Here is a 23,752-nt window from a genome sequence, read left to right on the forward strand (position 1 = left end):
TTTACATTTTGTTTAACCGTATGAAGGATTTTACATGGACAGTACTACCCCTGACGTTTGTAAGTCATGTGGTCGCGATATTGATTTTGACCCGGCACTTGCTTCTTGTGTATGCGGCTATGATGTTTCTTTAGAGCAAGAATCTATCGTTTACAGCCCACATAATGCAATTACTGCAAGGTTAGATGTAGTATCCGGCGAGCATGGTACTACGTTTAAAGCTACCACCGGTGAAGTGTGGGGGTTAGATGTAGAGGATGTTCGTTCTTTCATTTTACAGGCTGAAAGAAAGTTTAAATTAAAACGTAAAAGTCATGGTTTTATTACTAAAAATAATCTAGCAAACAGTACCGCTACTGCATTGAAAAATTATATTAATGCAGGAATTGATTTTAAGGTTTTTGTTGAATACTTTATGCAAAATATCAAGAATCAGGCGGCGCTTAACGGGAAAAAACCAGCTGGCGGTTCTATCGTTTTTATACATTATCATACAGAAGATGAAACAGAGAGCATGGGTAGGCTCTTTGTGATCATGGTAGACAATAATAGTGTTTTCAACTTTGATGAAAATCTAGTACCTAAAAAACTACCCTCTATTGATATGGACGCACTCAGGCAAGCGGTTTTAGTTGATTTGACTCTTTTCGATGTTTCATATCCTAACAATATGAATGAAACATACCTGCAGTTTATAACAGGGAAGTCTAATAGTAATTTCTTTAAGAAAGCTATTGGTTGTGAAGAAGACCTTGATAACAACCGTAGTGTTGAAGAAGCAGAAAAGGCAGTTAAGGAATTTTCTGTTCATATGAAGTTAACTCCGATTGAGAAGGTAAAAATTCTTGATGCTGTTAAGCAATTAATGCATGAAAAGGCAAAGAGTAAGACTAATAATAAAATTTCCTTAGCTGATATCAGTAAAACGATAGACAAGGTTCTTGTAGAGGATTCTCCTGCTCAAAATAAATTCACTCAATTTGCATTGTTGGGTGAGTATAAAATAGATGAGTTTTTCGAACCAAGCATAAATTCAGAAAAGAAATTTGGCAAGGTGATTTTGTCTGATGTGGATAAAGATTACGCTTGCAGTATATCTGTTAAAGCTATTGGCACCGATAATGACTCTGAAGCTAAAGCTATTTATAAAAAAGAACAGGGGGTTCTCATAATAAAGCTTTCCGATATTGATGTTGAAAAAATGAATGATATTTTTAGCGAGTGACTCACGTTAAGGAGGGCATATGAATACGAGCGTAGAATTTAAAGATTTTACACAAAAACTTCAACAGTCCTCAATTGAAGTCGCCGAGGGATATGCATCTATAGAAGTAGTTGATGGCGATGTGAGTTCTTTCGTTTCACAATTGAAAAAATTTGGAATAATATCAGAGGTAAATACATCTGATAATAATATAGTATTTAAAATAGGGAATGGGAGTTTTAACGAAGACTCACTTCTTTTTGTTTCGATAGAATCTCTATGGCGAAAAAGTTGTAGCCTTGCCAGAGTTCCAGATGATTTTTTCTTAATACGTGAAAAAATTAGTTCTTTTGATGTTTTTCCTGAAGTGGATTGCATGAGGCAATTTATCTGTTGGAGAAAGGTTTTATCAAATATTTCAAATCATCCTCTTGATAATAAAAGTATTTGGTATTTGCCGGATGATGATGGAGGTAAAGAAGTCGTTGTAGAGCTCCATGATAATTTAGTTCGGGTTAAAAAAATCCCTTATAGCGCGATTTCTTTAGATAGTGCAAATAAGTTGGTAAGTGTCATCAATCTTGATGATGCTCAATCAAGCGAGAGAAAGGCTATTTTGCGAAAGGCAGTAAGTGATTTCGTTAATGATGATAGCAGCATTGATTCGATCGTTAAGTATGGTGAAAGAGTTTACAATCGTTATAACGACTTGCTAGATCTGTACACTAAAAGATTCTCAGTTAACAAAATTCTTTCTGAAATAGAATCCAAAAACCTTGAGTATACTACTAAAATCAATGATTTTATTTCATCGAGTCAAAGCAAGGCGTTTACCATCCCTGGCTCACTAATTGCTGTAGGTGCTTTAGCGAAAACCAGTGGCTTTTGGGAGGGGGTTCTTGTTGTTATTGGTCTTTGGATGGTTCATTACATAACAAAATCATCAAATGACGTCCAAAGAGAGTCTTATAAAAACCTAATAGACACGCTGAGCAATGCATTTGATAGATATAATCAATTTGATGAAGGAACAGAAGTTCGTAAAGCTGCGAAGAATACGTTGAAATCCCTTTCGACTAAAATAGATACGGCTTCTGTGAGATTAGATAAAATTGATTGTCTTGGTCGAGCGATGATAGTTATAAGCGTAATTTATCTAATTTTCAAATGACGAGAAAGTAATGAGAAAACTACTCATAGCAGTGCTGGCGCTCGGGCTTGCCGGTTGCAATGAAAGTGACGAAAAGGTTATTGCTTACGGACAAAATGAAATTTCGCAAAACCTTAAAGATCCAACAAGTCCGTTATTCAGGGATGTTTTTTTTCACAAGGATGAAAAAAATGCCAGGCGACGGGGTGAGCGGCTATGTCTGTGGACAGCTTAATGCCAAAAACTCCTTCGGTGCATATAATGGTTACAACCCTTTCTATATACACGTCACGATTAAAACAAGATGGTTACTGCCTGCATTTGGAGTCTTACGGGGATCATCAGACCCTTGGGTATTAATCAGTTCTGACTCATCAGAGGAACAGCAACTAGCGCTGCAAACGTACATGTCGAAGTGTGGAAAAAGCTAAAGTTGTCTGTGATGATTGCACGAACGAAATCTTTTACTCTTTCTTGAAAGTCATGGAGAAACAGAAATGAAAGTTTGTTTATTTCTCGGATTAGTGCTCGCTACAAGCCTTACTCAAGGAGCTGCATTCGCACAAGATAGCACTCAAAACGCTCAATCCTCGGAGTTTTATTTACAAGGGTTGTGCCGCGGAAATGGTCATCTCGGCAAGGGATTAGGTGATAATTCTACTGAGGTTATCGAACAATCCGCACGAATTTCTAAGCCAGTAAGACCTGGTAATTCTGCTCCAGAAAATTACAAAATCGCAGAGCTCACCTATCAGGGACTTAGCAAAGATGCTTTATTGCATTGCCATGAGTACTCTGATGAGCAACTAAAGGGTCTTGTTGATAATTTCCTACTAAAATCAAAGTAACGGCATTAATACATTGAGAAAATCATACATGGTGACATGCGAAAGGGTTGCTACGCTTTTACTGGCGCTCGGGCTGGCGGGGTGTGCTTCAGTAAGTGAGATGCGGCAAGGTGAGCCTGCATTTTCGACAACTACCAGTAAATCAACGCAACAAGTTTCACAGTGTATTCTTTCTGGTTGGCAAGAGAAAAGCGCAAGATACGGTGATGTATATTTGCAGCCTCTTGGCGAAGGTTTCTCTGTGTTGTCTGCTGGTAACGTTGAAGTTGCTGATATAAACCCCATTTCTTCGGGAACGGATATCAAGTTCTACCATAAGTCAGGGGTTTTTTCGTACCGAACGGATGCAAGAGTTGATGTCATAAAACACTGTATCTAACCTCAAGGTAAAATTATGAAGCCGCTTAATTGCGGCTTTTTTCATTTATGGAGAAATAAATGTCTAACTCTCTAAATACAACACCACTCCGCAATGTTCGACTCGGCGGGGTTTTAGGAAAGCTTTATGGAAAGAAGCACCGCTTTGCAATACAGCATCCAGTTGAAGCGATTAAGGCTTTAAAAGCGAATTATAATGGCTTTGAGAAATACATGAACAGCAGTAACCGCCGAGGCATAACGTACGCTGTTTTTAGTGGAAAAAGAAACTTACAGCTTGATGAACTGGAAATGGATAAAGGGACTGAAGACATTTACATCATGCCCGTTGTTATTGGCAGTAAGCAGGCGGGTTTATTTCAAACAATCTTGGGTGTCGCGCTCATAGCGGCAGCAACATTTTTCACTGGTGGGATCGCAGGAATCGCAGCCGGCGGTGCCTGGGGAGTGGTTGGTGCTGTTGGCATTTCAATGACACTGGGCGGCGTCATCCAAATGCTTTCCCCGCAGGCTGGCGGCCTAGCGAGTAAACAGGACGCCGATAACAAAGCCTCCTACGCGTTCGGCGGCGTGACTAATACCACCGCTCAAGGTAATCCGGTACCGCTTCTTTACGGCAAGCGGCGCATCGGCGGGGCGATTATCTCAGCTGGCATCTACGCTGAAGATCAGCAGTAAGCTTTCTCTCTCAATCAGGCACCCGTCAAGGTGCCTTTTTTTATGGGCGCAACATGACAACAGCTACCGCAATCAAAGGCCGCAAAGGCGGCAGTTCTTCCCCTAGAACACCCACTGAAGCGCCAGATGATCTGCAGTCAGTTGCTAAAGCAAAGGTTCTGCTGGCACTGGCCGAGGGAGAACTCGGTGGAGAACTGGATGGTACCAGCATCTTTCTCGACGGTACGGCCATCACCAACGCCGACGGCAGCAGCAACTTCAGCGGCGTTGCGTGGGAGTTTCGTTCAGGTACTCAGGATCAGACCTACATTCAGGGCGTTCCCGGCACCGAAAACGAGATCAGCGTCAGTACCGAAATAACGACGGTTAAGCCTTGGACTCACACCTTCAGTAACTCGCAGCTCTCTGCCGCGCGCGTGCGTTTGAAATGGCCAGCTTTGTACCAGCAATCGAGTTCAGGGGACATTAACGGCTTTACGGTTCAGTACGCGATCGACCTGCAGGTGGATGGTGGCACCTGGCAGAATATTTTGACCGAATCCGTCAGTGGTAAAACCACTACCGGCTACGAGCGCAGCCGCCGCATTGATCTGCCACAGTCAGCATCAACGTGGACGTTGCGCGTACGACGCCTGACCGCGGATTCCACCAGCTCACTGATCGGCGATAAGATGACCATCGAGAGCTATACCGAAGTCATCGACGCAAAACTCCGGTACCCAAATACCGCACTGCTCTACATCGAATTCGACTCCAGCCAGTTCAACGGCTCTATCCCTCAGATTTCATGCGAGCCAAAAGGGCGCGTGGTTCGCGTTCCGACAACTTACGACCCTGTCACCCGGTCTTATTCAGGCACCTGGGATGGAACGTTTAAATGGGCGTGGACCGATAACCCGACGTGGATTTTCTACGATATCGTCGTGAATAACCGCTTTGGTCTCGGCCAGCGGCTCACTGCTGACAATATCGATAAGTGGGAACTTTACCGCGTCTCGCAATACTGCGATCAGATGGTGCCGGACGGCCGCGGGGGAAGTGGAACTGAACCGCGTTATATCTGCAATGTGTACGTGCAGGACCGGAACAGCGCGTTCAACGTTATCCGCGATTTTGCCGCCATTTTCCGTGGAATGACTTACTGGGGTAATAATCAGCTGATCGCTCTGGCGGATATGCCTCGGGATATCGATTATAACTACACGCGCGCGAATGTAATTGACGGGCGTTTTACGTACTCAAGCAGCACGACCAAAGCGCGTTATACGACAGCACTGGTTTCATGGTCCGATCCAGACAACGCTTACAGCGACGCAATGGAGCCTGTGTTCGAGCAGGATTTGGTAACGCGTTACGGCTTCAATCAGCTCGAGCTGACAGCGATTGGCTGCACGCGCCAGTCGGAGGCAAATAGGAAAGGCCGCTGGGGAATACTGACCAATAACAAAGACAGAATGGTGTCTTTCAGTGTTGGGCTTGATGGCATGATCCCGCTGCCCGGCTACATCATAGGTGTGGCCGACGAGCTTCTTTCCGGAAAAGTGACTGGCGGACGTATCAGTTCGGTAAACGGCAGGGCAATAACCCTTGATCGTGTGGCGGATGCTGTTGCCGGTGATCGCCTCATGGTAAATCTGCCATCTGGTGCCTCGCAGAGCCGGACAATCCAGTCAGTCAGTGGAAAAATCGTCACGGTAACAACGGCATTCGGGGAAACGCCGCAGGCAGAATCAGTCTGGGTTGTTGAGTCCGATACGCTTTACGTGCAGCAATATCGCGTTGTAGGGCGTAAAGACAATAACGACAACACTTTCACCATCACCGCCATGTATCACGACCCTGATAAATACGATCGTATCGATACAGGTGCTGTGATTGACGACCGCCCGATCAGTGTTGTCCCTGCCGGAACGCAGGCCGTGCCAGCAAATATCATTGTCAGAAATACTTCGACTGTAATACAAGGCCTTTCCGTGGCCACGTTGCACGCCACATGGGACAATGCTACTGGTGCCATCGCCTATGAGGCTCAGTGGCGTAAAGACGACGGTAACTGGATATCTGTTGCCCGTTCTTCTACTAACTCATTCGACGTATCTGGGATTTATGCCGGTAACTATCTCGTTCGAGTTCGTGCCATAAACGCAGCCGAAATCTCATCTGCATGGGGCTACTCAGTACTTACAACGTTGACTGGAAAGGTGGGAATGCCAGGCAAACCAGTTGGCTTTTCGGCCATAGGTATAAATTGGGGAATTGAGCTTAAATGGGGATTTCCAGAAAACTCTGCAGATACTATGAAAACGGAAATTCAATACACGGCAAATTCAGACCAATCAAACCCTTTGCTCCTTACCGATGTTCCCTATCCACAGTCTACCTACACGCAGCTAGGTCTTAAGGCTGGCCAGGTGTTTTGGTATCGTGCGCAGCTTGTAGACAGAATCGGCAATGAATCGGGTTATACCGACTGGCTAAGGGGCATGGCAAACGATAATGCCGATGATTATCTGGGCGATATCGCTGATGACTTCCTGAACTCAGCCGACGGTGACCGACTGACGAGTGACATTGAAACCAACATAGATGCCATTCTGCAAAATGCTCTGAACCTCAACTCAACCGTTGATCACCAGTTCGCCCAGAACGGTGAGGTGCGCGCTGATATTTTAACGGTGAAAACGACTATCGCTGATGTCGATCAGGCGATGGCGGATCTGACGACTCAGGTGCAGGCGCAGATTGGTGACGTGACTGCGGCGCTCGAGGACAAACTAACGGCCGTGGTTGATGCCAGTGGTGCTTCAGCTATTTACACCCTGAAAACAGGCGTGCGGATCGGTGGCGTCATGTACAACGCCGGTATGTCGATTGCCGTGCTGGCGCAGGCTGGTCAGCCGGTGGTGACGCGTGTTGGCTTTAATGCGAATCAGTTTGTGCTGATGTCAGGTTCTGGGGATACGCAGTATTCACCCTTCGCCGTGATTAACGGGCAGGTGTTTATCAGCGATGCCTTTATCCAGGACGGGACGATTACCAATGCGAAGATCGGTAACTTCATACAGTCGAATAACTTTGACGGTTCAACGCAGGGCTGGCAATTAAGTAAATCCGGTACGTTTATCAACCTTGGGAATGCTGGCGGGGCTGGTGCAATGAAACAGACGAATACCACGATCAGCACCAAGGATGATAACGGAGTGCTTCGCGTGCAAGTCGGTCTAATTACGGGGGTCTGGTAATGGCTAACTGGGGGATCCAAACGTGGGATGCAAGCGGCAACCCTAATAACACCGGTATCGTGCCGGTGTTGGTTGTGGCAACCGTGTATTTAAGTGCCGGGCAGGTTTCCGGCACGTACTCCTATACCGTCCCGTCAGGGTTTCGTGTTGAAGCAATCCAGTCCCCAATAACAGGGGATGCTTATTCCGGGTCACGCCGGAAAATTACGGGGTCAGGCGGAACGATATCGATCAGTGATGCGAATGGCGACTACTCAGCCGGGACATATACCGCTGATGAATGTTGGTTAATCATTTATTTGGTAAAAGCATAATGGCAAATTGGGGAGCGTTAATTTCAGATCAGTATGGTAATCCGTGGGTAACACCTGATACGACGCCAATGTCTCTGGTACAGAAAATAGTTTTGAACCCTTCTGCAGCCGGTTCATACACTCTTCCGGTAAATTCTTCGTCGCCTTTCATAATCGGCTGCCATGCAACAGTGGGTAATGTGCTGTTCTATATTAGAAAGGTCGATTCCACTTATACCCTAAATTATAAGGTGGTGGGGACGGGCGGCAGTCCGGGAACTGTCACCATTTACATTTTTGGATACGTCATACCGCAACCGCTGCCTAAATGGGGAGTTGCCATCTGGAATGCTGCGGGGCAGTGCATTTTGACTAATGAAACTAAGGTGATGAATCCACCGGTTGGGTACGGGACGATAGGATCCACAACCGATATCGGTTATTTGGTTGATAAAACAGTCGGTGGAAAATGGGCAGTGTTGCCCAGAGTGGTGGGTGTTGTGGTGGGTGTTATGGGCACCACTCAGCCACGCCCGTGGTCTTCTCCCATTGATACTTCAGCATACTACGACGGTTCTTCTACTCGCATCAGGGCCGGTCAGCGCGATGCGCCTGGTGAAGAACTACACAATGTCGGCTATTCAAACTCACGCGATCAGATATTCGCGATTGATGTTTCACGTTATTAATCAATAAATAACGAGAACGATCGTTATAAACGATCAATATCAATATATTGATCTATATAACCAATTATCCCCGCTCAATTTTCATTGTTAATGTCTTTTCATCTACGTTGATAGGGACATAAACATGAAGAATATTTTAATGGTTCTTGCCATTGCTTTGATGGTTTCCGGTTGTGCAGGAATGCTTGAAAAGCAGGAGCCCGTTTGTGCTGGCGTTGCTCTGGTCGCAGGGCAGGAAACCAATGTGCAGATTTATGGCGTACGTAAGGTCGCCAGCCAAACCCAGTACAAAGCAGGTGACCCCTTCGGCTGGCGCTGGGTAAGTAAGACGAACTTCATCAGCACAACGTGCGATAAATAACCCCATAACTTCAAACATACCCGCTTCGGCGGGTTTTTTTATGCCCGGAGAAAAGCATGTCAGCAGGCACAATCGCATTAACAAATAATTCAGCAAACGTGACTGGTACCGGTACCGCCTTTACCACGGATTTAAAAGCGGGTGATTTCGTGGTCGTTATTGTCGGCGGCGTGACGTACACGCTGGGTGTCAAAGCAATAACCTCAGCTACTGCATTAACTCTGGTCACTGCTTATGGTGGACCGACCGCAACGGGTAATGCATGGACTGCGGTACCGAATGCGACACTGGTTGGCATTACTTCTCAGGTCGCCGCTGATGTTGCAAAAGCTATCCGAGGTTTAAATCTGGATAAGGCTAATTGGCAGAAGATATTCAGTAGCGACCCATCAGTCACAGTGACACGACCTGATCTTTCGACATTCACCGGGCCAAGCTGGGGAAGTCTCAGCGATTCATTGGCTGGTAAGGCAGCAAAAGGCGCGAACACTGATATTACTTCACTTGCCGGTTTGACTACTGCATTGAGCATTGCTCAGGGCGGGACTGGTGCAAAAACGGCCGCAGCAGCATGCACGGCATTAGGGGCAGCACCAACGTCAGCGCCAGTGTTTAGCGGAACTGTTGCCATTGAAGGAACGCAGTTAAATCTCAGGGCATCGGTATCTGGTGGTGGCTGGCCGTTCTTCATCACGTTCATGGCGGGGCAGGGTAACAATCTTCCCTATTCACGAGTCTATGGCGAAAACTCGGGCGATATAACTATTGCTACAGGGGTTCAATCCGGTATTAAATATTTCCAACACACGGCAAGCGGTGACTTAATCGTGTCCCGTAATATTCAATGTGTGTCCCTGACGCAAACGTCTGACCGTGACAAGAAAGACTTCATCACGCCGATCTCCAATGCGCTGGATAAAATTAACGCCATCGACGGAGTTACCTTTGTATGGAAAGCCGACGGCACACCATCAGCGGGTGTGATAGCTCAGGATTTGATGAAAGTGTTGCCGGAAGCCATTGGTTCGACTTTCGATGAAAACGATGAGTACGTCACCGAAGAACAGAAGGTAGAAAAGGAAATTGTGGGCGAGGATGGCAAAACTACCATCGAGACTGAAACTGTCAGCGTGCCCAAACTGATCCGCAAGCGTGATGAATCGAAACGTTCATACACTGTGGAATACAACGGCGTAATTGCACTGGCTGTACAGGCCATAAAAGAACTGTCGGCAAAAGTGACTGAATTGGAAGCCATCATCGATCCTGACAAACTTGCGGCGATATCGAAAGAGGAATCCACCTCATAACTTTTTCTCTATGCCGAATAGTTACACCAATTTGCCCTATTTCAAGTCATCCTATGCTAGGCTCACGAAAACTATTTCGAGGTGCTTATGCTTACAGATGAAGAATATTCACAAATACGGCAGGAAATTGGTGAGGCAGTTATAACGGTACTTGAGGAAGGTAAGATAGTAAGCGTTGAAACAATCATTACTCAGTTGGAGCAAAAGCACCAAAAGGTAGTTCATCTGCACCACAAGGATAGATTTTGGAAAGCTATTGACCTGCTAATAGGTAAATCTTAAAGAAAGCTTAGCGGGGAAGGTTAGTGGATCTGGATAAAAATTTAGTCCGGAACAATCTAAAAACTCTATCGTAAACAAAATATTAGGAGTTTAATTTGCATTTAGAAACATAATGTAAAAAAAATTACAATCTTCTGACATTTCTTTGCAGTGTATTTAGGAGTACTCTTAATTCACATACTGCTTTGGAGTTGTTGAAAGTGAAAAAAAGGAACGCAGCTTTGTATGGATTGCCACTGTTGTTAGTGGGTGGCATTGCCTTCGCTAGCTATAGCGGTGGGAATAACCCGGTCTATGTTCAAGAAGCTATTACAGCTGTGAGTAGCAAAATGTCGTATAGTTACGGCCCTACCAACTGTAAAGCCATTGAGAAAGATGCATCTCATTGGGATATGACCTGCAGCTCTTCCATTACCCCTTCAGCATTAACGTTTACCATCCAATCGGCCGACAAAGCTCCCTACGATTTGGCGACTTCGTTTTACCTGATTGCCAGCAATGACCCGGCTAGAAAGGCATCAGATGAAGGTTTGCTTCGATATTTGATGATTAACGACGGTTCAAAAATTTAGTCGACTGTATGCTTTAAAATAACCCGCTTCGGCGGGCTTTTTTTTCGCTCAATAATCATCATTCGTATCATCGGCACCCGATTTCATAACCCACCAAATCAGCCCAGCAACAATCGCCAGAACGATGACTATAAGCAGTATGATTTTCACAATGTTCTTAGCCCTCAGAAATTTATGCAATCTTCCGCTGAATACCCTTAGGACTCCAATGGTAATTACCGATCGAAACGCAACTATTGATCGTTATTACCGATCGAAAAACCAATCGTTCTTTATTTTCTATCTGTGCCATATAGTTATTGTGGTTGGAGTTTGAATAACAACCTTCATGAGTTCCGGCTTAGGTAACCTACAAGGGTGTTCACTCAGGTACAGTAAAAAAGCCCTCGCGAAGAGGGCCAGTGAATCATCACAAAAAATTTAGTTCGGAACAGGAGTGTTACTCCTTTGTTAACAATAGCTGATAAATAAAATTTGGGTTAAGTAACATTAGTTTTGTAGTTAAAAAAAAGCCCGCGTTAACGGCGGGCAAATATCAAGGTTATCAACATTACTTAGTACTGGTAGGTAGTCACTCCATCCATTTTCAATTTTAGTCCAGGGCGAAGAAAAAGCTATCTATGGGTAAAAAAGAACCCACGTATAAGGTGGGTTATCAGAAGATAGGCATGCATAGCCTTGGCAGGCTTGCTGTTCTACGTCAGCTGATATGAGAATAGTGCAGGGCGGTGATTTTGCCAGATTACAGGCACAAAAAACCGGCTCTGTGGCCGGGTAACGATTAAAGTTTTGAGACCATAATGTCTATGGCGGCAAGGCAGGACTTTTTGTATGGGGCGTTAACTTTTACTCTTCTGTTCATCACTCTAACGCTACCGGTAGGTATGATTGAGAAAGGGCATCCTTTTGCGAAAGCTACCACCTCGGTAGTTTGAAAGTCCTTAATGTTTACAACACCATTATCTACAGCAGTAAAATCAAATATCTCAGGCTTTCAGTCAGCGCCCAACATATCCAATAGCTACGATGAGAACTGCTATGCATGTAACTTTACTGGCACGGATTATCTGAGCTCGGTCTTTTCTGTAGATAGCAAAAACTAGTGTAGGTAATGCCCAAATCATTAGAATCAAGCCAATTATTGCGTAAACAGACATTTGGCCTCCATCAGTCACCTATCCATGGTTTTTCCAAGCCGTAACTCAGGTCGTAGGTTAGCGATCACAGTGCCCCAAGACCCAATGTGCATGCATTTTCAAGGCGTGATGTATCTCGTCACTACCAGCCATTAAAAAAATCAGTATGAGCAGAACTAAGAGTATGGCGAACAGCCCATAGCGCATCGCAGATCCATTGCTGTAAATGTAAATAAAGTAAATTTTAACGATAATATAACGGAATCTTTGCAGTGAGGATACCGAAGGGTACTTCCATTAAGGCAGGAAAGTTGCAAACCCGCCAGCGCATTCAACCACGAGGACTCTGACCCGTTGCTGTCATGACGGAGAAAATATAATTTTGGTTTTTTATGGTGTCAATATTGGCCTCAGATTTCATGGTCCAGGCTGAAACCAATCATCCGCGCTTTCCCACGTATTCTGCAGCATCACGTCGATTACTTCTTTATCCCGCGCTGTACCTCCCATCACAGAAAGCCCATCGCTATGAGCCCGCCGAATTGCAAATTTCGCGCCCGGGTAATGATCATCGAGCCTTTTCTGGGATTCTTCATTCAATGCCTCGACGGCACCGGGGTTTTTTATTGATTTACAGATCAGCCTCCTAAGATTTTTCTCTCTACACTGACTTCACAAACCAAAATCCTCATGATAATACTGTATGCATGAACAGTATTTGTGAGGTGGTTTTGGCTAGGTATTCAGACATCAAAGGTGCGTTCGTCAGCAGCATCACGCAAGACCCGAAGAAGGGAAGGATTGTGACTACCGCTCGCTTCGTACAGGAACTAGTGAAGGTCAATCACTTCTGGTCACTGCAAGAAGCGAATGAGTGGATAGAGCACTATCAGCCCTACTTCCGTGATTACACTGACCACCACGGCGATGAGAGGTGTTATTTCATGAAGAACATGGGCTATGTGATGTGAGGAGGGCGGTATGGGATTTCCAAGTCCAGCAAGTGATTTTGTAGAGGGGCGTATTGACCTGAACAAGGTTTGCTCATGCACCAGTCCATCAGTGAGGATGTTCATCGCGGAACGCTATCATGGCATGCACATAAACTCAGGCACCAAGTTACTGGTCGATAGTTCTATCAAGCCGGTGGACGGCAATCTGCTTCTTACTCAGGTTAATGGAGAGTACGGAGTCTTTCGCCTGGTGACCATTCTTCGGCACGGACTTGAGTCGCTTATCGACAAGAGTGAGTTCATCCCGTTCGGTGATGAATTCTTTGATGATGAGATTGTGATCGAGGGAGTGGTGACATTCATCATCTATGACGCGAAGAACGAAGTGTTCGATGACACTTTAGTGTTTTGAAATGAGCGGGGGCATATACGGGGCAAAAAATTACCGCAAACCGATGTTACTACGTGCCAAGCAGCGTTTCAGTTTGCGGTAATACTCTGTTTTAACCGTGATTAAATCTTACTTCACTTCACTTCGTTTTCTGACAGCCGCCTATCATGAATAAGCCAAGCTGGGCGAGATAAGCTCGCTTCTCTTTCAGGATATGAAATGAAAAAGCCCCGGCAAATGCCAGGGTTTTTTTATTCCAGGATTTTGATATCAGATCTCTGAATCAGGCCGGACAGCACCCAGCGCATTCAGCGCCTCGGAATCCAGCTCCGGATCGGCCTTGTCGATAAATCGCGTCATCTCAATCAGTGCCTGAAACTGTTCAAACAAAATTTTGGCGTCGGATTTAAGGACTTCATCATCGGAGTCGAGCACGGAGTTAATGGCTTTATTGACGCTTTCGATGATTTCTTGCGGCCCGCCATTTTTCCCGACAGTGATGAAAATAGCCCCGAGAAGGAGTGACTGCGCCTCAACCTGAGCGGTGAGCTGTTTAGTGTCTGCTTCCATACGGGAGATTTTTGCGATCATACCTAAAATGATATTTTTCATTTATTACCCCTGCAGATCGATAGTGTTAGTTGTCATTTATTTCTACGCCAGGTTCTGAAAACTGCATAATCATATTTGGTAAAACTGGGCGGTTTGTAGCAACCGCCCGTTAAACTCAGACCGAAGATAACGATGCGCGGATTGGGCACTTAGAGAAAATGCCCTGTGTATCATGTCTCCGGGTGATTTTTACCTTCCTCAATGAAATCTTCGTCAATCTCATCGGTATTGTTACGATGGTCACGCCCGGAAAGAATGTTCCAGCAGGCGATAAACAATGCCGCAATCAACGGACCAATCACAAAGCCATTAATGCCATAAACTTCCATGCCACCCAGCGTGGTGATAAGGATCAGGTAATCCGGCATTTTTGTATCTTTGCCAACCAGCAGCGGGCGTAAAACGTTATCCACGATACCGATAACCACCACGAAGAAGACCACGATAAAGATCCCCTGCCACAACATTCCTGAAGCGAAGAAATAGATGGCAGCCGGTACCCAAATAATGGCTGATCCAACCGCAGGGATGATTGACAGGAAGGCCATCAGCGCGCCCCAAAGAAGGCTGCCATCCACACCCGCGATGTAAAATGCCAGCCCGCCCAGCGCACCCTGAACGATTGCCACCACCACCGTACCTTTAACTGTCGCGCGGGATACGGCCGCAAACTTCATAAACAAATGATGTTTAACGTGGCGGGAAAGCGGCAGGGCTTCCAGCGTCAGATTAACCAGATAAGCGCCATCTTTCAGCAGGAAGAACAGGATGTACAGCATGATGCCGAAACCGACAACAAAGCCGAACGTGCTCTTACCAATGACAAAAACGCTACCCGCCAGATACTGGCTGCCTTGCAGCGCGACATCAGAAAGCTTTTTCTGAATTTCAGTCGTGCTGTCCAGATTATGCTCCGCAAGGAAATGTCTGGCCCATCGCGGTAAATGGTGGATGGTATCGGTCAGCATCGCCGGCAACTGGGAATCATTCGCCTGAAGCTTGGTGTATACCGCATTGAATTCGATCGCCAGCGAAGAAGTAATAATCGCCAGCGGTGTGAATACAATCAGACAAATAATCAAGACGGTTAATAAAGAAACAACACCGTTGCGATCACCGACAAATTGTTTAAGCCGGTTTTTCAGCGGATTGAAAATCACCGCAAGTATAATTGCCCATAGTACGGAAGAATAATAAGGCCTCAATACATCAAAAAAAGCCAAAGTAACGATTAAAAGAATCGCGATGAAAAACCCTTTTGAAAACCCTTTTACAACCATATCTGTTCCTCTGATGAACCTTTTTGCCCTCGTAGCATAGAACTCATTGAGGTTTTTACAAATCCAGGTCTTTTTTTGCACAGTGTATTGAGCGAACCTGCCAGCTGATACTCGTCCGGACAGGCCGCCAGTGTGGCGTTATCTGAACAAGCCATAAAAAATAAAACCGACTACGACCCAGAAAAGGAGACAGGCTCCGACGCAGATTATCCAGACCAGCCCGACAGGGAGATTTTTCATTGCAGGTTCCAAATTAGTCATATAAACCACTCTGATTAAAAAGTCTGCATTCCCTGCATGATGATACTGAAGGTCATAGAAAAGGCGCCGGGAGGCGCCTTTGTGAATTTAGTTTACTGAAATTAACGACCGAACAAGTCACGTCGTTTAGGTTTTACGAACTGTGCCAGCAGCACCAGAATCGCAATGACCATAAACACGCTGAAAACAACAACCAGCCACTGCGGCATACCGAGTGACAGGAATTCCCATTGTTTTTCCGCACAATCACCGCTGGCAATAAACATCCACGGGAACCATTTGTCCAGTGGCAGCCAGGTCGGGAAGCGGGCAGCAAAATCACAGGTCGCGAACGGAGAAGGATGCAGTTGGATCATGGTGTGTTCCCATGACAAACGGATCCCTTCGTAAGCGCTGTAAATCCAGATAAGAATACCGGCATAACGTAACCAGGTAGAGGGTGCAATCGCACCGACCAACCCGGCAGCCAGAATACCCATCAACGCACAGCGTTCATAAATGCACATGACGCAAGGTTTAAGAAGCATCACGTGTTGAAAATACAACGCAACCAGCTCAAGAATAAGAGCTGTCAGAGCCATCAGAAGCCATGCACCGCGGCCTTGTGAACAGCGGTTAAGATATTGCAACATAGTAAAATTTCCCTGCGGTTAGCTACTGATACGCAGTGTAAACCAATTGCTCCCTGCTGCCAGCCTGTCAGAATAAATAATAGGTAAATAATTAATATAAATCGGAGAATTCGACTTTAATTTCGGTAATTTTCTGGGCTACGGAGCTGCCAGAGAATTACCGACGTTATGTCTGTGTATTAGTGAGGCATGAGTACTTCACTGGCCGGTGGCATGCTCAGCCATCCCATCTCCGTAAACCACTGCGTCATATCCGGCAGCAGATATTGCACGCACAGCAAACCCACCAGCGTCATGACCACTGTGTAAGGTAGCGCCATCCACACCATTCTGCCGTATGAAAGGCGGATGAGTGGAGCAAGGGCGGACGTCAGCAGGAACAAGAACGCCGCCTGACCATTGGGCGTGGCAACCGATGGCAGGTTTGTGCCGGTATTAATCGCGACCGCCAGCAGTTCAAATTGCTTCAGGTCAATCACGCCATTAACCAGTGCAGATTTAGCTTCATTGATATAAACAGTGCCGACAAAAACGTTATCAGACACGGAAGAAAGCAATCCGTTGAACAGATAGAACAATGACAGCTGATTTGACGGCGCTGACTGAAGCACAAAGTGAATGATTGGAGTGAACAGATGCTGTTCGACGATCACGGCAACGATGGCAAAAAAGACGGTCAGCAGGGCGGTGAAGGGCAGGGAATCCTGGAATGCTTTACCAATCGCATGTTCATCAGTGACGCCACAAAATGCGGTGGCAAAGATAATCACCGAAAGACCGATCAGTCCGACTTCAGCCAGATGGAAAGCCAGGGCGATAATCAACCAAACCCCAATGACGATCTGCACCGCCAGCTTAATGCGGTCTTGTTTCGTGATGTTCTCACTGTTTTTCTGATCGTACTTTTTAAGCACTTCATAAACCGGATGCGGCAGTTTTGCGCCATAACCAAACACGCGGAAACGCTCCACCAGCGCGCAGACAATGAAACCGCAGATGAACACCGGGACGGTGACCGGAGACATACGGATCAGAAAGTCGACAAACTGCCAGTCTGCGCTTTTAGCGATGATCAGGTTCTGCGGTTCGCCCACCATGGTCATCACACCGCCGAGCGCGGTACCCACGCCGGCATGCATCATCAGGCTGCGTAAGAAGGACCGAAACTGCTCCAGAACGGCCTGATGTTGCTGATTGCCTGTAAACGAGCTGTCGTCGGTCACATCCGTGTTTTCACTCTGATTAGAGGCGACGTTGTGGTAAATCGAATAAAAACCGACTGAAACGCTGATCACCACAGCAATAACGGTCAGCGCATCGAGGAAGGCGGAAAGGAAAGCGGCAGCAAAACAAAAGGCCAGTGACAGCGCAATTTTATTTCTGAGATTCAGCAGCAGCTTGGTAAATACGGTCAGCAGCAGTTGCTTCATAAAGTAGATGCCCGCCACCATAAAAATCAGCAGCAGGAGCACTTCCAGATTGGCCGAAATCTCTTCACGGATACGCTCTGCGCTGGTCATGCCAATCATGACCGCTTCAATAGCCAGCAAACCGCCAGGCTGAAGTGGATAACATTTAAGCGCCATACCCAGGGTAAAAATGAACTCGATGACCAGCAACCATCCGGCTAAAAACGGACTGACCAGAAAGAAAATCAACGGGTTAATAACCAGAAAGGCCAGAATGGTAATTTTGTACCAGTCAGGAGACTGCCCCAAAAAGTTTTTTATAAATGCGCGACTGTAGCTTGTTTCCATATTCCCCAGTTCTCCTTTATCTGTAATTTATAGTGGTATCAAAAGCATAGGTCAGTGTAATTGTCTGACAGAAATTTTTCACCGGAACGGACTATCCCATAAGCCATTAAGAAATGTGAAATTCTGCAAACCCCTGCACAGTTTCAACATTTGTTCTGACTGACGGCTATAACAGGCGTTTTTCATCTGGTATGATGAGCTGAACTATATCCCTGATAAAAGCCCCACACGGAACGACAAACACATGGTTATTAAGGCACAAAGTCCTGCCGGTTTTGCCGAAGAGTATATCATCGAAAGTATCTGGAACAGCCGCTTCCCTCCGGGCTCAATTTTGCCTGCAGAGAGAGAACTTTCCGAACTCATTGGCGTGACCCGAACCACATTGCGTGAGGTGTTACAGCGGCTTGCCCGGGATGGCTGGTTGACAATTCAGCATGGAAAACCGACCAAAGTGAACAATTTCTGGGAAACGTCGGGTCTGAATATTCTGGAAACGCTGGCGCGTCTCGATCATGACAGTGTTCCACAGCTCATTGATAATTTGCTGTCCGTGCGTACTAACATCGCAACAATCTTTATCCGTAAAGCGATGCGAACCAATCCTGAAGAAACCCAGCAGGTACTGGCTAAAGCGGCGGAAGTTGAAGATCATGCCGAAGCCTTTACGGCGCTCGATTACGGCATTTTCCGTGGTCTGGCATTTGCCTCCGGCAACCCGATTTACGGTCTGATTATCAACGGACTGCGAGGTCTTTATACCCGCGTCGGACGTTATTACTTCTCCAATCCTGAAGCGCGTAAACTGGCGATCACTTTCTATAAAAAGCTGTCTGATATCTGCCACGAGAAAAGCTATGAGCAGATTGTCGATTGCGTGCGTAATTATGGCCGTCAGAGTGGTGAAATCTGGCACAGCATGCAGAGCGCGATGCCGGGTGATCTGACCGAACAAAAAAAACGCTAATTCCCTTCATCTTTCTAACTGTCTCTTCGTTGCCGCCTTGATACAATTCGATTGATTTCGGGAAGCAACAATAAATACAGGGCGCTTAGCGCCCTTTTTTATGTCTGAATATGGGAGGTTTATAGCGGCGTCGGACGCGGCGGGCAGCGTTCGAGTAATTCAACGCTGCCGTCTTCGTTGAGCTGCTCGATAAACACATCGAAGCCCCACAGACGATGAACATGTTTCATCACTTCACGGCGGCTCTTATCGAGCGGTGCGCGATCTTGCGGGATATAACGCAGCGTGAGCGAGCGGTCACCGCGCAAATCGACATTCCAGACCTGAATGTTGGGCTCGTGATTACTCAGGTTATACTGCGCCGATAACTCCTGACGAATGGCGCGATAACCTTCCTCATTATGAATCGCCGCGATTTCCAGATAGTTATTATGGTCGTCATCCAGCACGGTAAATAACCGGAAATCACGCATCACTTTCGGCGACAGGAACTGGCTGATAAAGCTTTCATCTTTGAAATCCCGCATCGCAAAATGCAGCGTTTCAAGCCAGTCTGAACCCGCGATATCCGGGAACCAGTAACGATCTTCCTCCGTTGGTTCCTGACAGATACGTTTGATATCTTGCATCATCGCAAAGCCCAGCGCATACGGGTTGATGCCGCTGTAATACGGGCTGTTATAAGGCGGCTGATACACCACATTGGTATGGCTGTGCAGAAACTCCAGAATGAAACGGTCGGTGACTTTTCCTTCATCATAAAGATGATTAAGAATGGTGTAATGCCAGAACGTCGCCCAGCCTTCATTCATCACCTGAGTCTGTTTCTGCGGATAAAAGTACTGGCTGATTTTACGCACGATACGCAAAATCTCCCGCTGCCAGGATTCCAGCAGAGGCGCATTTTTTTCCATGAAATACAGCAGGTTTTCCTGCGGCTCTGAAGGGAAGCGTCGCGCCTGTTCAGGTGCATCAACGCTGTCCTTGCGCGGCAACGTTTTCCACAGCGTGTTCACCTGGCTTTGCAGATATTCCTCACGGCTTTTCTGCCGCGCCAGTTCCTCCTGCAAGGAGATTTTTTGCGGACGTTTATAGCGATCGACGCCGTAATTCATCAACGCATGACAGGAATCGAGCAACCGTTCAACCTCATCGACCCCGTAGCGTTCTTCACATTCGCTGATATAACGTTTGGCGAACAGCAGGTAATCGACGATTGAACTGGCGTCAGTCCAGCTTTTAAACAGGTAGTTATTTTTAAAGAAAGAGTTGTGGCCGTAACAGGCATGAGCCATGACCAGCGCCTGCATCGTGATGGTGTTTTCTTCCATCAGATAGGCGATACAGGGATTAGAGTTGATGACGATTTCATACGCCAGACCCTGTTGTCCGTGTTTATAAAGTTGCTCGGTTTCAATGAATTTCTTACCGAACGACCAGTGAGTGTAATTAATCGGCATGCCGATGCTGGAGTAGGCATCCATCATTTGTTCGGAGGTGATGATTTCGATCTGATGGGGATAGGTTTCAAGCCGGTAAGACTTGGCCACCCGGTCGATCTCCGCAAGATAGGTCTGCAATAACTCAAACGTCCAGTCCGGTCCGTCGCTGAGACGTTTGTCCTCAGTTTTTTGCTTCTGGGTCACTGTTGTCATAAGCCGCACCCTCATTCAGTTATGGACGCTACAGAGTGTTTGATTCACAACCTTTTCTTAAGATTTCGCACGTCCATTGATAATCGTAGCTCAATCTGAGTGTGCTGTTAGATAAACACCATGGATCCCTTCCTGATTAACTCTATATCCTCATGGCTGATGGCTGTCAATTTCCCTTATCCGCCAGGTTTGTGTCATAAAATGCCGCTGATGAGAGTGGTATTCGTGTTATCAGTCCCATGCCTCGTTTTTCACCCCTTTATAAAAACCCACCCGTCCTGAATCGCAAAAATTCTCAATCCGTGAGGTAATATCACTACTGTGAATGTTTGTGGTTTTTTATTCTGGCTTTATAGCTTTATTGAAGAATAAAAACCTTTTCATAAACCAGCTTTGATGCGCCCCCTGATTCGTGACATCAGTGCAGTCATTGCTATCATAAGACCATGATTTTCTTTCCCGATGGATGAAATGTTGCGAGATATCGTTATTTATTTCACCCTATTGAAATAAATGCCGTCATGAACGATAAATAATTGTGAAAGACCTCACGGTTATGAGTGACTGTGTTGGTGATTTTTCTCAGTCAGGTTAATTTCCTGTCATCAGAATATTATGCTTTGTTTGGGTGTGGAGTGGAGTCGATATGCGTGTGGTCATTTTAGGCAGTGGTGTGGTCGGTGTCGCCAGTGCATGGTATCTGGCAAAGGCGGGTCATCAGGTCACGGTCATTGATCGTCAGTCCGGTCCGGCGGAGGAAACCAGCGCGGGTAATGCAGGCCAGATCTCTCCGGGTTATGCCGCACCGTGGGCGGCTCCGGGCGTTCCGGTGAAAGCGGTAAAATGGATGTTCCAGAAACATGCACCGCTGGCAATCCGTCTGGACGGCACGCAGTTCCAGCTCAAATGGATGTGGCAGATGCTGCGCAACTGCGACATGAACCATTATCAGACCAACAAAAGTCGTATGGTGCGTCTGGCGGAATACAGTCGTGACTGCATGAAGGCATTGCGTGACGATACCGGCATTCAGTATGAAGGTCGTCAGGGCGGAACGTTACAACTTTTCCGTACCGCGCAGCAGTTTGAAAGTGCATCCAAAGATATTGCTGTTCTTGACGATGCGGGTGTGCCGTATCAGCTGCTGGAGTCCAGTCAGCTGGCCACCGCAGAACCTGCGCTGGCGCAGGTCGCGCACAAGCTGACCGGCGGTCTGCGTTTGCCGAATGATGAAACCGGCGACTGCCAGATGTTTACCCGCAAGCTGGCGGACATGGCGCGTCAGGCGGGCGTTGTCTTCGAATTTAACCGCACGGTGGATAAGCTGCATGTAGAAAACGGCGAAATCACCGGCGTGCAGTGCGGCGATGAGGTGGTGAAAGCCGATGCTTATGTGGTGGCATTTGGATCCTATTCAACTGCGTTGTTGCGCGACCTTGTGTCCATCCCGGTCTATCCGCTGAAGGGATATTCCCTGACTATCCCGATTACCGATCCTGCGTCCGCGCCGGTTTCAACCGTACTCGATGAAACCTACAAAATTGCCATCACCCGTTTTGATAACCGTATTCGTGTCGGTGGCATGGCGGAAATTGTCGGCTTCAATCTGAAACTGGCACAGGCGCGACGTGAAACGCTGGAAATGGTTGTAAGAGATCTCTATCCGAATGGCGGAAATGTCGGACAGGCGACGTTCTGGACCGGTCTTCGCCCGATGACGCCGGACGGTACGCCGATTGTCGGACGCACGCGCATTAAAAATCTGTATCTGAACACCGGCCACGGCACACTGGGCTGGACGATGGCCTGTGGCTCAGGGCAATTGCTGTCAGATATTATGTCGGGCGTGACGCCGGCCATTCCGTCTGATGATTTATCGGTTGAGCGTTACAGCCCGGATTTTATCGCGCGTCCTGCGGGGCCGCATAAAATGCATCCGGTAGGCTGAGTCCGCTGACATTATTTCCCATGCAGTGCCTGACGCTGCATGGGCATTACTTTGCTTATTACCGGAGCCGGTATGCCTCGCCCGATTTCTGCCACATTATCTCTTTCTGCATTAACCCAAAATCTGAACATCATTCGTGCCTTTGCTCCTGACAGCAAGGTCTGGACTGTTGTCAAAGCCAATGGCTACGGCCACGGAATTTCGCGCATCTGGCGCAGTTTGTCCTCCACCGATGGCTTTGCATTACTTGATTTCAACGAAGCTATTTTGCTGCGTGAAGCAGGCTGGCAGGGGCCGATTCTGCTGCTTGAGGGATTTTTCACTCCTCAGGATTTAATGATCGTTGATAAATATCGTCTGACGACTGCCGTTCACAGTGACTGGCAAATTAAAGCACTGGCTGAAGCGCAATTGAGTCAGCCGGCTGAGATCTACCTGAAAGTGAACAGTGGCATGAACCGTCTGGGGTTTCCCCCCGAGCGGGCGGGCGCTGTGTGGCAGCAGCTGAGTGAACTGAAACAGGCAGGCGAACTCACCCTGATGAGCCATTTTGCCACCGCCGACAGTGTTGAAGGTGTCGATGCCCAGATGGCGGCGATTAATCTGGCCGGACAAAATATCCGCGGGCCACGGTGTCTGGCGAACTCGGCGGCGACCTTGTGGCATCCTCAAACCCATCATGACTGGGTGCGCCCTGGCATTATTATTTATGGTGCATCGCCAAGCGGTGAGTGGAAAGATATCGCTGATACCGGTCTGCAACCGGTGATGACGTTAAAAAGCGAGCTGATTGCCGTGCAGGAGCTTAAAGCGGGTGACCGCGTGGGTTATGGCGGCCGTTATCACGTGAGCGGCCCGCAGCGCGTAGGGGTGGTCGCCTGTGGCTATGCTGATGGTTATCCGCGCCATGCGCCGTCCGGAACACCTGTGTGGGTGGATGGCGTGTGCACAACCACGGTGGGGACGGTATCCATGGATATGCTGGCTGTTGATCTTACGCCGTGTCCGCAGGCGAAAATCGGTTCACCGGTCGAGTTATGGGGTAATCATTTGCCGGTAGATGATGTGGCGACGGCATGCGGTACGCTGGGCTATGAGCTGCTGAGTGCGCTGGCACCCCGCGTACCGGTGACGACAATCGATTAAAGAGAGC

At 47.1% G+C, this 23,752-nt stretch carries 23 protein-coding genes; 17 read left to right on the plus strand and 6 right to left on the minus strand.

From position 1 onward, the window contains the following. The first annotated feature begins 34 nt into the window (after window positions 1-34). From UC15_RS10755 to UC15_RS10810, 13 genes are all read left to right on the plus strand, one after another. Window positions 35-1,225, plus strand: a complete 1,191-nt coding sequence (locus tag UC15_RS10755) for a nucleoid-associated protein (RefSeq protein ID WP_112288436.1) — start codon at window positions 35-37, stop codon at window positions 1,223-1,225. Window positions 1,226-1,244: 19 nt separating this feature from the next. Then, entirely contained in the window at window positions 1,245-2,375 is a 1,131-nt protein-coding gene (locus tag UC15_RS10760; protein ID WP_112288437.1) for a hypothetical protein, read from the plus strand. Between the two features lie 10 nt (window positions 2,376-2,385). Further along, a complete protein-coding gene (locus UC15_RS25645) occupies window positions 2,386-2,589 on the plus strand; it encodes a hypothetical protein (RefSeq protein ID WP_157960974.1) in 204 nt (67 codons plus the stop codon). A 262-nt stretch (window positions 2,590-2,851) separates the two neighbouring features. Then, window positions 2,852-3,202 (plus strand): hypothetical protein, encoded by a 351-nt coding sequence (locus UC15_RS10770; protein WP_112288439.1) that lies wholly within the window; start codon window positions 2,852-2,854, stop codon window positions 3,200-3,202. A 28-nt stretch (window positions 3,203-3,230) separates the two neighbouring features. After that, complete coding sequence (locus tag UC15_RS25650; RefSeq protein WP_157960975.1) at window positions 3,231-3,581, plus strand: hypothetical protein; 351 nt, start codon at window positions 3,231-3,233, stop codon at window positions 3,579-3,581. A 59-nt stretch (window positions 3,582-3,640) separates the two neighbouring features. Beyond that, a complete protein-coding gene (locus tag UC15_RS10775) occupies window positions 3,641-4,258 on the plus strand; it encodes a tail assembly protein (RefSeq protein ID WP_112288440.1) in 618 nt (205 codons plus the stop codon). Window positions 4,259-4,311: 53 nt separating this feature from the next. Then, complete coding sequence (locus UC15_RS10780) at window positions 4,312-7,500, plus strand: host specificity protein J (protein ID WP_112288441.1); 3,189 nt, start codon at window positions 4,312-4,314, stop codon at window positions 7,498-7,500. Then, window positions 7,500-7,814, plus strand: coding sequence for a hypothetical protein (locus tag UC15_RS10785; RefSeq protein WP_112288442.1), 315 nt, complete (start codon window positions 7,500-7,502; stop codon window positions 7,812-7,814). Before UC15_RS10780 ends, UC15_RS10785 begins: the two co-directional genes overlap by 1 nt. Next, a complete protein-coding gene (locus UC15_RS10790; RefSeq protein WP_232829853.1) occupies window positions 7,781-8,482 on the plus strand; it encodes a hypothetical protein in 702 nt (233 codons plus the stop codon). The genes UC15_RS10785 and UC15_RS10790 overlap by 34 nt, the downstream gene beginning before the upstream one ends. Window positions 8,483-8,606: 124 nt before the next feature. After that, window positions 8,607-8,843, plus strand: a complete 237-nt coding sequence (locus tag UC15_RS10795) for a cor protein (protein WP_112288444.1) — start codon at window positions 8,607-8,609, stop codon at window positions 8,841-8,843. A 56-nt stretch (window positions 8,844-8,899) separates the two neighbouring features. Then, window positions 8,900-10,153, plus strand: a complete 1,254-nt coding sequence (locus UC15_RS10800; RefSeq protein ID WP_112288445.1) for a tail fiber domain-containing protein — start codon at window positions 8,900-8,902, stop codon at window positions 10,151-10,153. Window positions 10,154-10,240: 87 nt separating this feature from the next. After that, on the plus strand, window positions 10,241-10,435 hold the full coding sequence (locus tag UC15_RS10805) for a hypothetical protein (protein ID WP_112288446.1): 195 nt from the start codon (window positions 10,241-10,243) through the stop codon (window positions 10,433-10,435). Between the two features lie 194 nt (window positions 10,436-10,629). Then, window positions 10,630-11,007 carry a hypothetical protein gene (locus UC15_RS10810; protein WP_147412507.1) on the plus strand — a complete coding sequence of 126 codons (378 nt, stop codon included), beginning with the start codon at window positions 10,630-10,632 and terminating at the stop codon, window positions 11,005-11,007. A 1,553-nt stretch (window positions 11,008-12,560) separates the two neighbouring features. On the opposite strand, the gene UC15_RS10820 is transcribed toward UC15_RS10810, so the two are convergent. Further along, window positions 12,561-12,785 carry a DinI family protein gene (locus UC15_RS10820; RefSeq protein WP_112288448.1) on the minus strand — a complete coding sequence of 75 codons (225 nt, stop codon included), beginning with the start codon at window positions 12,783-12,785 and terminating at the stop codon, window positions 12,561-12,563. Window positions 12,786-13,124: 339 nt separating this feature from the next. Here UC15_RS10820 and UC15_RS10830 point away from each other — a divergent pair, with 339 nt between their 5' ends. Continuing rightward, window positions 13,125-13,508 (plus strand): DNA repair protein, encoded by a 384-nt coding sequence (locus UC15_RS10830; RefSeq protein WP_112288450.1) that lies wholly within the window; start codon window positions 13,125-13,127, stop codon window positions 13,506-13,508. A 249-nt stretch (window positions 13,509-13,757) separates the two neighbouring features. Here the strand turns inward: UC15_RS10830 and iraP are convergent, their stop codons facing one another. The 4 genes from iraP to nhaB form a co-directional block, all read right to left on the minus strand. Beyond that, window positions 13,758-14,099 carry an anti-adapter protein IraP gene (gene iraP / locus UC15_RS10835; RefSeq protein ID WP_112288451.1) on the minus strand — a complete coding sequence of 114 codons (342 nt, stop codon included), beginning with the start codon at window positions 14,097-14,099 and terminating at the stop codon, window positions 13,758-13,760. Window positions 14,100-14,269: 170 nt separating this feature from the next. Next, window positions 14,270-15,379, minus strand: coding sequence for an AI-2E family transporter (locus tag UC15_RS10840; RefSeq protein WP_112288452.1), 1,110 nt, complete (start codon window positions 15,377-15,379; stop codon window positions 14,270-14,272). Window positions 15,380-15,741: 362 nt separating this feature from the next. Beyond that, window positions 15,742-16,272 (minus strand): disulfide bond formation protein DsbB, encoded by a 531-nt coding sequence (dsbB, locus tag UC15_RS10845; protein WP_112288453.1) that lies wholly within the window; start codon window positions 16,270-16,272, stop codon window positions 15,742-15,744. Between the two features lie 179 nt (window positions 16,273-16,451). Then, window positions 16,452-18,029 carry a sodium/proton antiporter NhaB gene (nhaB, locus tag UC15_RS10850; protein ID WP_112288454.1) on the minus strand — a complete coding sequence of 526 codons (1,578 nt, stop codon included), beginning with the start codon at window positions 18,027-18,029 and terminating at the stop codon, window positions 16,452-16,454. Window positions 18,030-18,273: 244 nt separating this feature from the next. On the opposite strand from nhaB, the gene fadR reads away from it, so the two are divergent. Next, the gene (gene fadR / locus UC15_RS10855; protein WP_112288455.1) at window positions 18,274-18,996 is read left to right on the plus strand and encodes a fatty acid metabolism transcriptional regulator FadR; all 723 of its coding nucleotides are present in this window, start codon (window positions 18,274-18,276) and stop codon (window positions 18,994-18,996) included. 119 nt (window positions 18,997-19,115) lie between these two features. On the opposite strand, the gene UC15_RS10860 is transcribed toward fadR, so the two are convergent. Then, the gene (locus UC15_RS10860; protein ID WP_112288456.1) at window positions 19,116-20,651 is read right to left on the minus strand and encodes a SpoVR family protein; all 1,536 of its coding nucleotides are present in this window, start codon (window positions 20,649-20,651) and stop codon (window positions 19,116-19,118) included. Window positions 20,652-21,297: 646 nt separating this feature from the next. Here UC15_RS10860 and UC15_RS10865 point away from each other — a divergent pair. Both UC15_RS10865 and dadX read left to right on the plus strand, forming a co-directional pair. After that, a complete protein-coding gene (locus tag UC15_RS10865; protein WP_112288457.1) occupies window positions 21,298-22,599 on the plus strand; it encodes a D-amino acid dehydrogenase in 1,302 nt (433 codons plus the stop codon). 72 nt (window positions 22,600-22,671) lie between these two features. Beyond that, window positions 22,672-23,745 (plus strand): catabolic alanine racemase DadX, encoded by a 1,074-nt coding sequence (dadX, locus tag UC15_RS10870; protein ID WP_112288458.1) that lies wholly within the window; start codon window positions 22,672-22,674, stop codon window positions 23,743-23,745. Window positions 23,746-23,752: the final 7 nt, after the last annotated feature.

The sequence above is a fragment of the Rahnella sp. AN3-3W3 genome (assembly GCF_003263545.1).
Taxonomy (GTDB): Bacteria; Pseudomonadota; Gammaproteobacteria; order Enterobacterales; family Enterobacteriaceae; genus Rahnella; species Rahnella variigena.

Coding starts and splice junctions, on each gene's coding strand:
- UC15_RS10755 (WP_112288436.1), top strand. CDS start 35: ATGGACAGTACTACCCCTGACGTTTGTAAGTCATGTGGTCGCGATATT.
- UC15_RS10760 (WP_112288437.1), top strand. CDS start 1,245: ATGAATACGAGCGTAGAATTTAAAGATTTTACACAAAAACTTCAACAG.
- UC15_RS25645 (WP_157960974.1), top strand. CDS start 2,386: ATGAGAAAACTACTCATAGCAGTGCTGGCGCTCGGGCTTGCCGGTTGC.
- UC15_RS10770 (WP_112288439.1), top strand. CDS start 2,852: ATGAAAGTTTGTTTATTTCTCGGATTAGTGCTCGCTACAAGCCTTACT.
- UC15_RS25650 (WP_157960975.1), top strand. CDS start 3,231: ATGGTGACATGCGAAAGGGTTGCTACGCTTTTACTGGCGCTCGGGCTG.
- UC15_RS10775 (WP_112288440.1), top strand. CDS start 3,641: ATGTCTAACTCTCTAAATACAACACCACTCCGCAATGTTCGACTCGGC.
- UC15_RS10780 (WP_112288441.1), top strand. CDS start 4,312: ATGACAACAGCTACCGCAATCAAAGGCCGCAAAGGCGGCAGTTCTTCC.
- UC15_RS10785 (WP_112288442.1), top strand. CDS start 7,500: ATGGCTAACTGGGGGATCCAAACGTGGGATGCAAGCGGCAACCCTAAT.
- UC15_RS10790 (WP_232829853.1), top strand. CDS start 7,781: ATGTTGGTTAATCATTTATTTGGTAAAAGCATAATGGCAAATTGGGGA.
- UC15_RS10795 (WP_112288444.1), top strand. CDS start 8,607: ATGAAGAATATTTTAATGGTTCTTGCCATTGCTTTGATGGTTTCCGGT.
- UC15_RS10800 (WP_112288445.1), top strand. CDS start 8,900: ATGTCAGCAGGCACAATCGCATTAACAAATAATTCAGCAAACGTGACT.
- UC15_RS10805 (WP_112288446.1), top strand. CDS start 10,241: ATGCTTACAGATGAAGAATATTCACAAATACGGCAGGAAATTGGTGAG.
- UC15_RS10830 (WP_112288450.1), top strand. CDS start 13,125: ATGGGATTTCCAAGTCCAGCAAGTGATTTTGTAGAGGGGCGTATTGAC.
- iraP (WP_112288451.1), bottom strand. CDS start 14,099: ATGAAAAATATCATTTTAGGTATGATCGCAAAAATCTCCCGTATGGAA.
- UC15_RS10840 (WP_112288452.1), bottom strand. CDS start 15,379: ATGGTTGTAAAAGGGTTTTCAAAAGGGTTTTTCATCGCGATTCTTTTA.
- dsbB (WP_112288453.1), bottom strand. CDS start 16,272: ATGTTGCAATATCTTAACCGCTGTTCACAAGGCCGCGGTGCATGGCTT.
- nhaB (WP_112288454.1), bottom strand. CDS start 18,029: ATGGAAACAAGCTACAGTCGCGCATTTATAAAAAACTTTTTGGGGCAG.
- fadR (WP_112288455.1), top strand. CDS start 18,274: ATGGTTATTAAGGCACAAAGTCCTGCCGGTTTTGCCGAAGAGTATATC.
- UC15_RS10860 (WP_112288456.1), bottom strand. CDS start 20,651: ATGACAACAGTGACCCAGAAGCAAAAAACTGAGGACAAACGTCTCAGC.
- UC15_RS10865 (WP_112288457.1), top strand. CDS start 21,298: ATGCGTGTGGTCATTTTAGGCAGTGGTGTGGTCGGTGTCGCCAGTGCA.
- dadX (WP_112288458.1), top strand. CDS start 22,672: ATGCCTCGCCCGATTTCTGCCACATTATCTCTTTCTGCATTAACCCAA.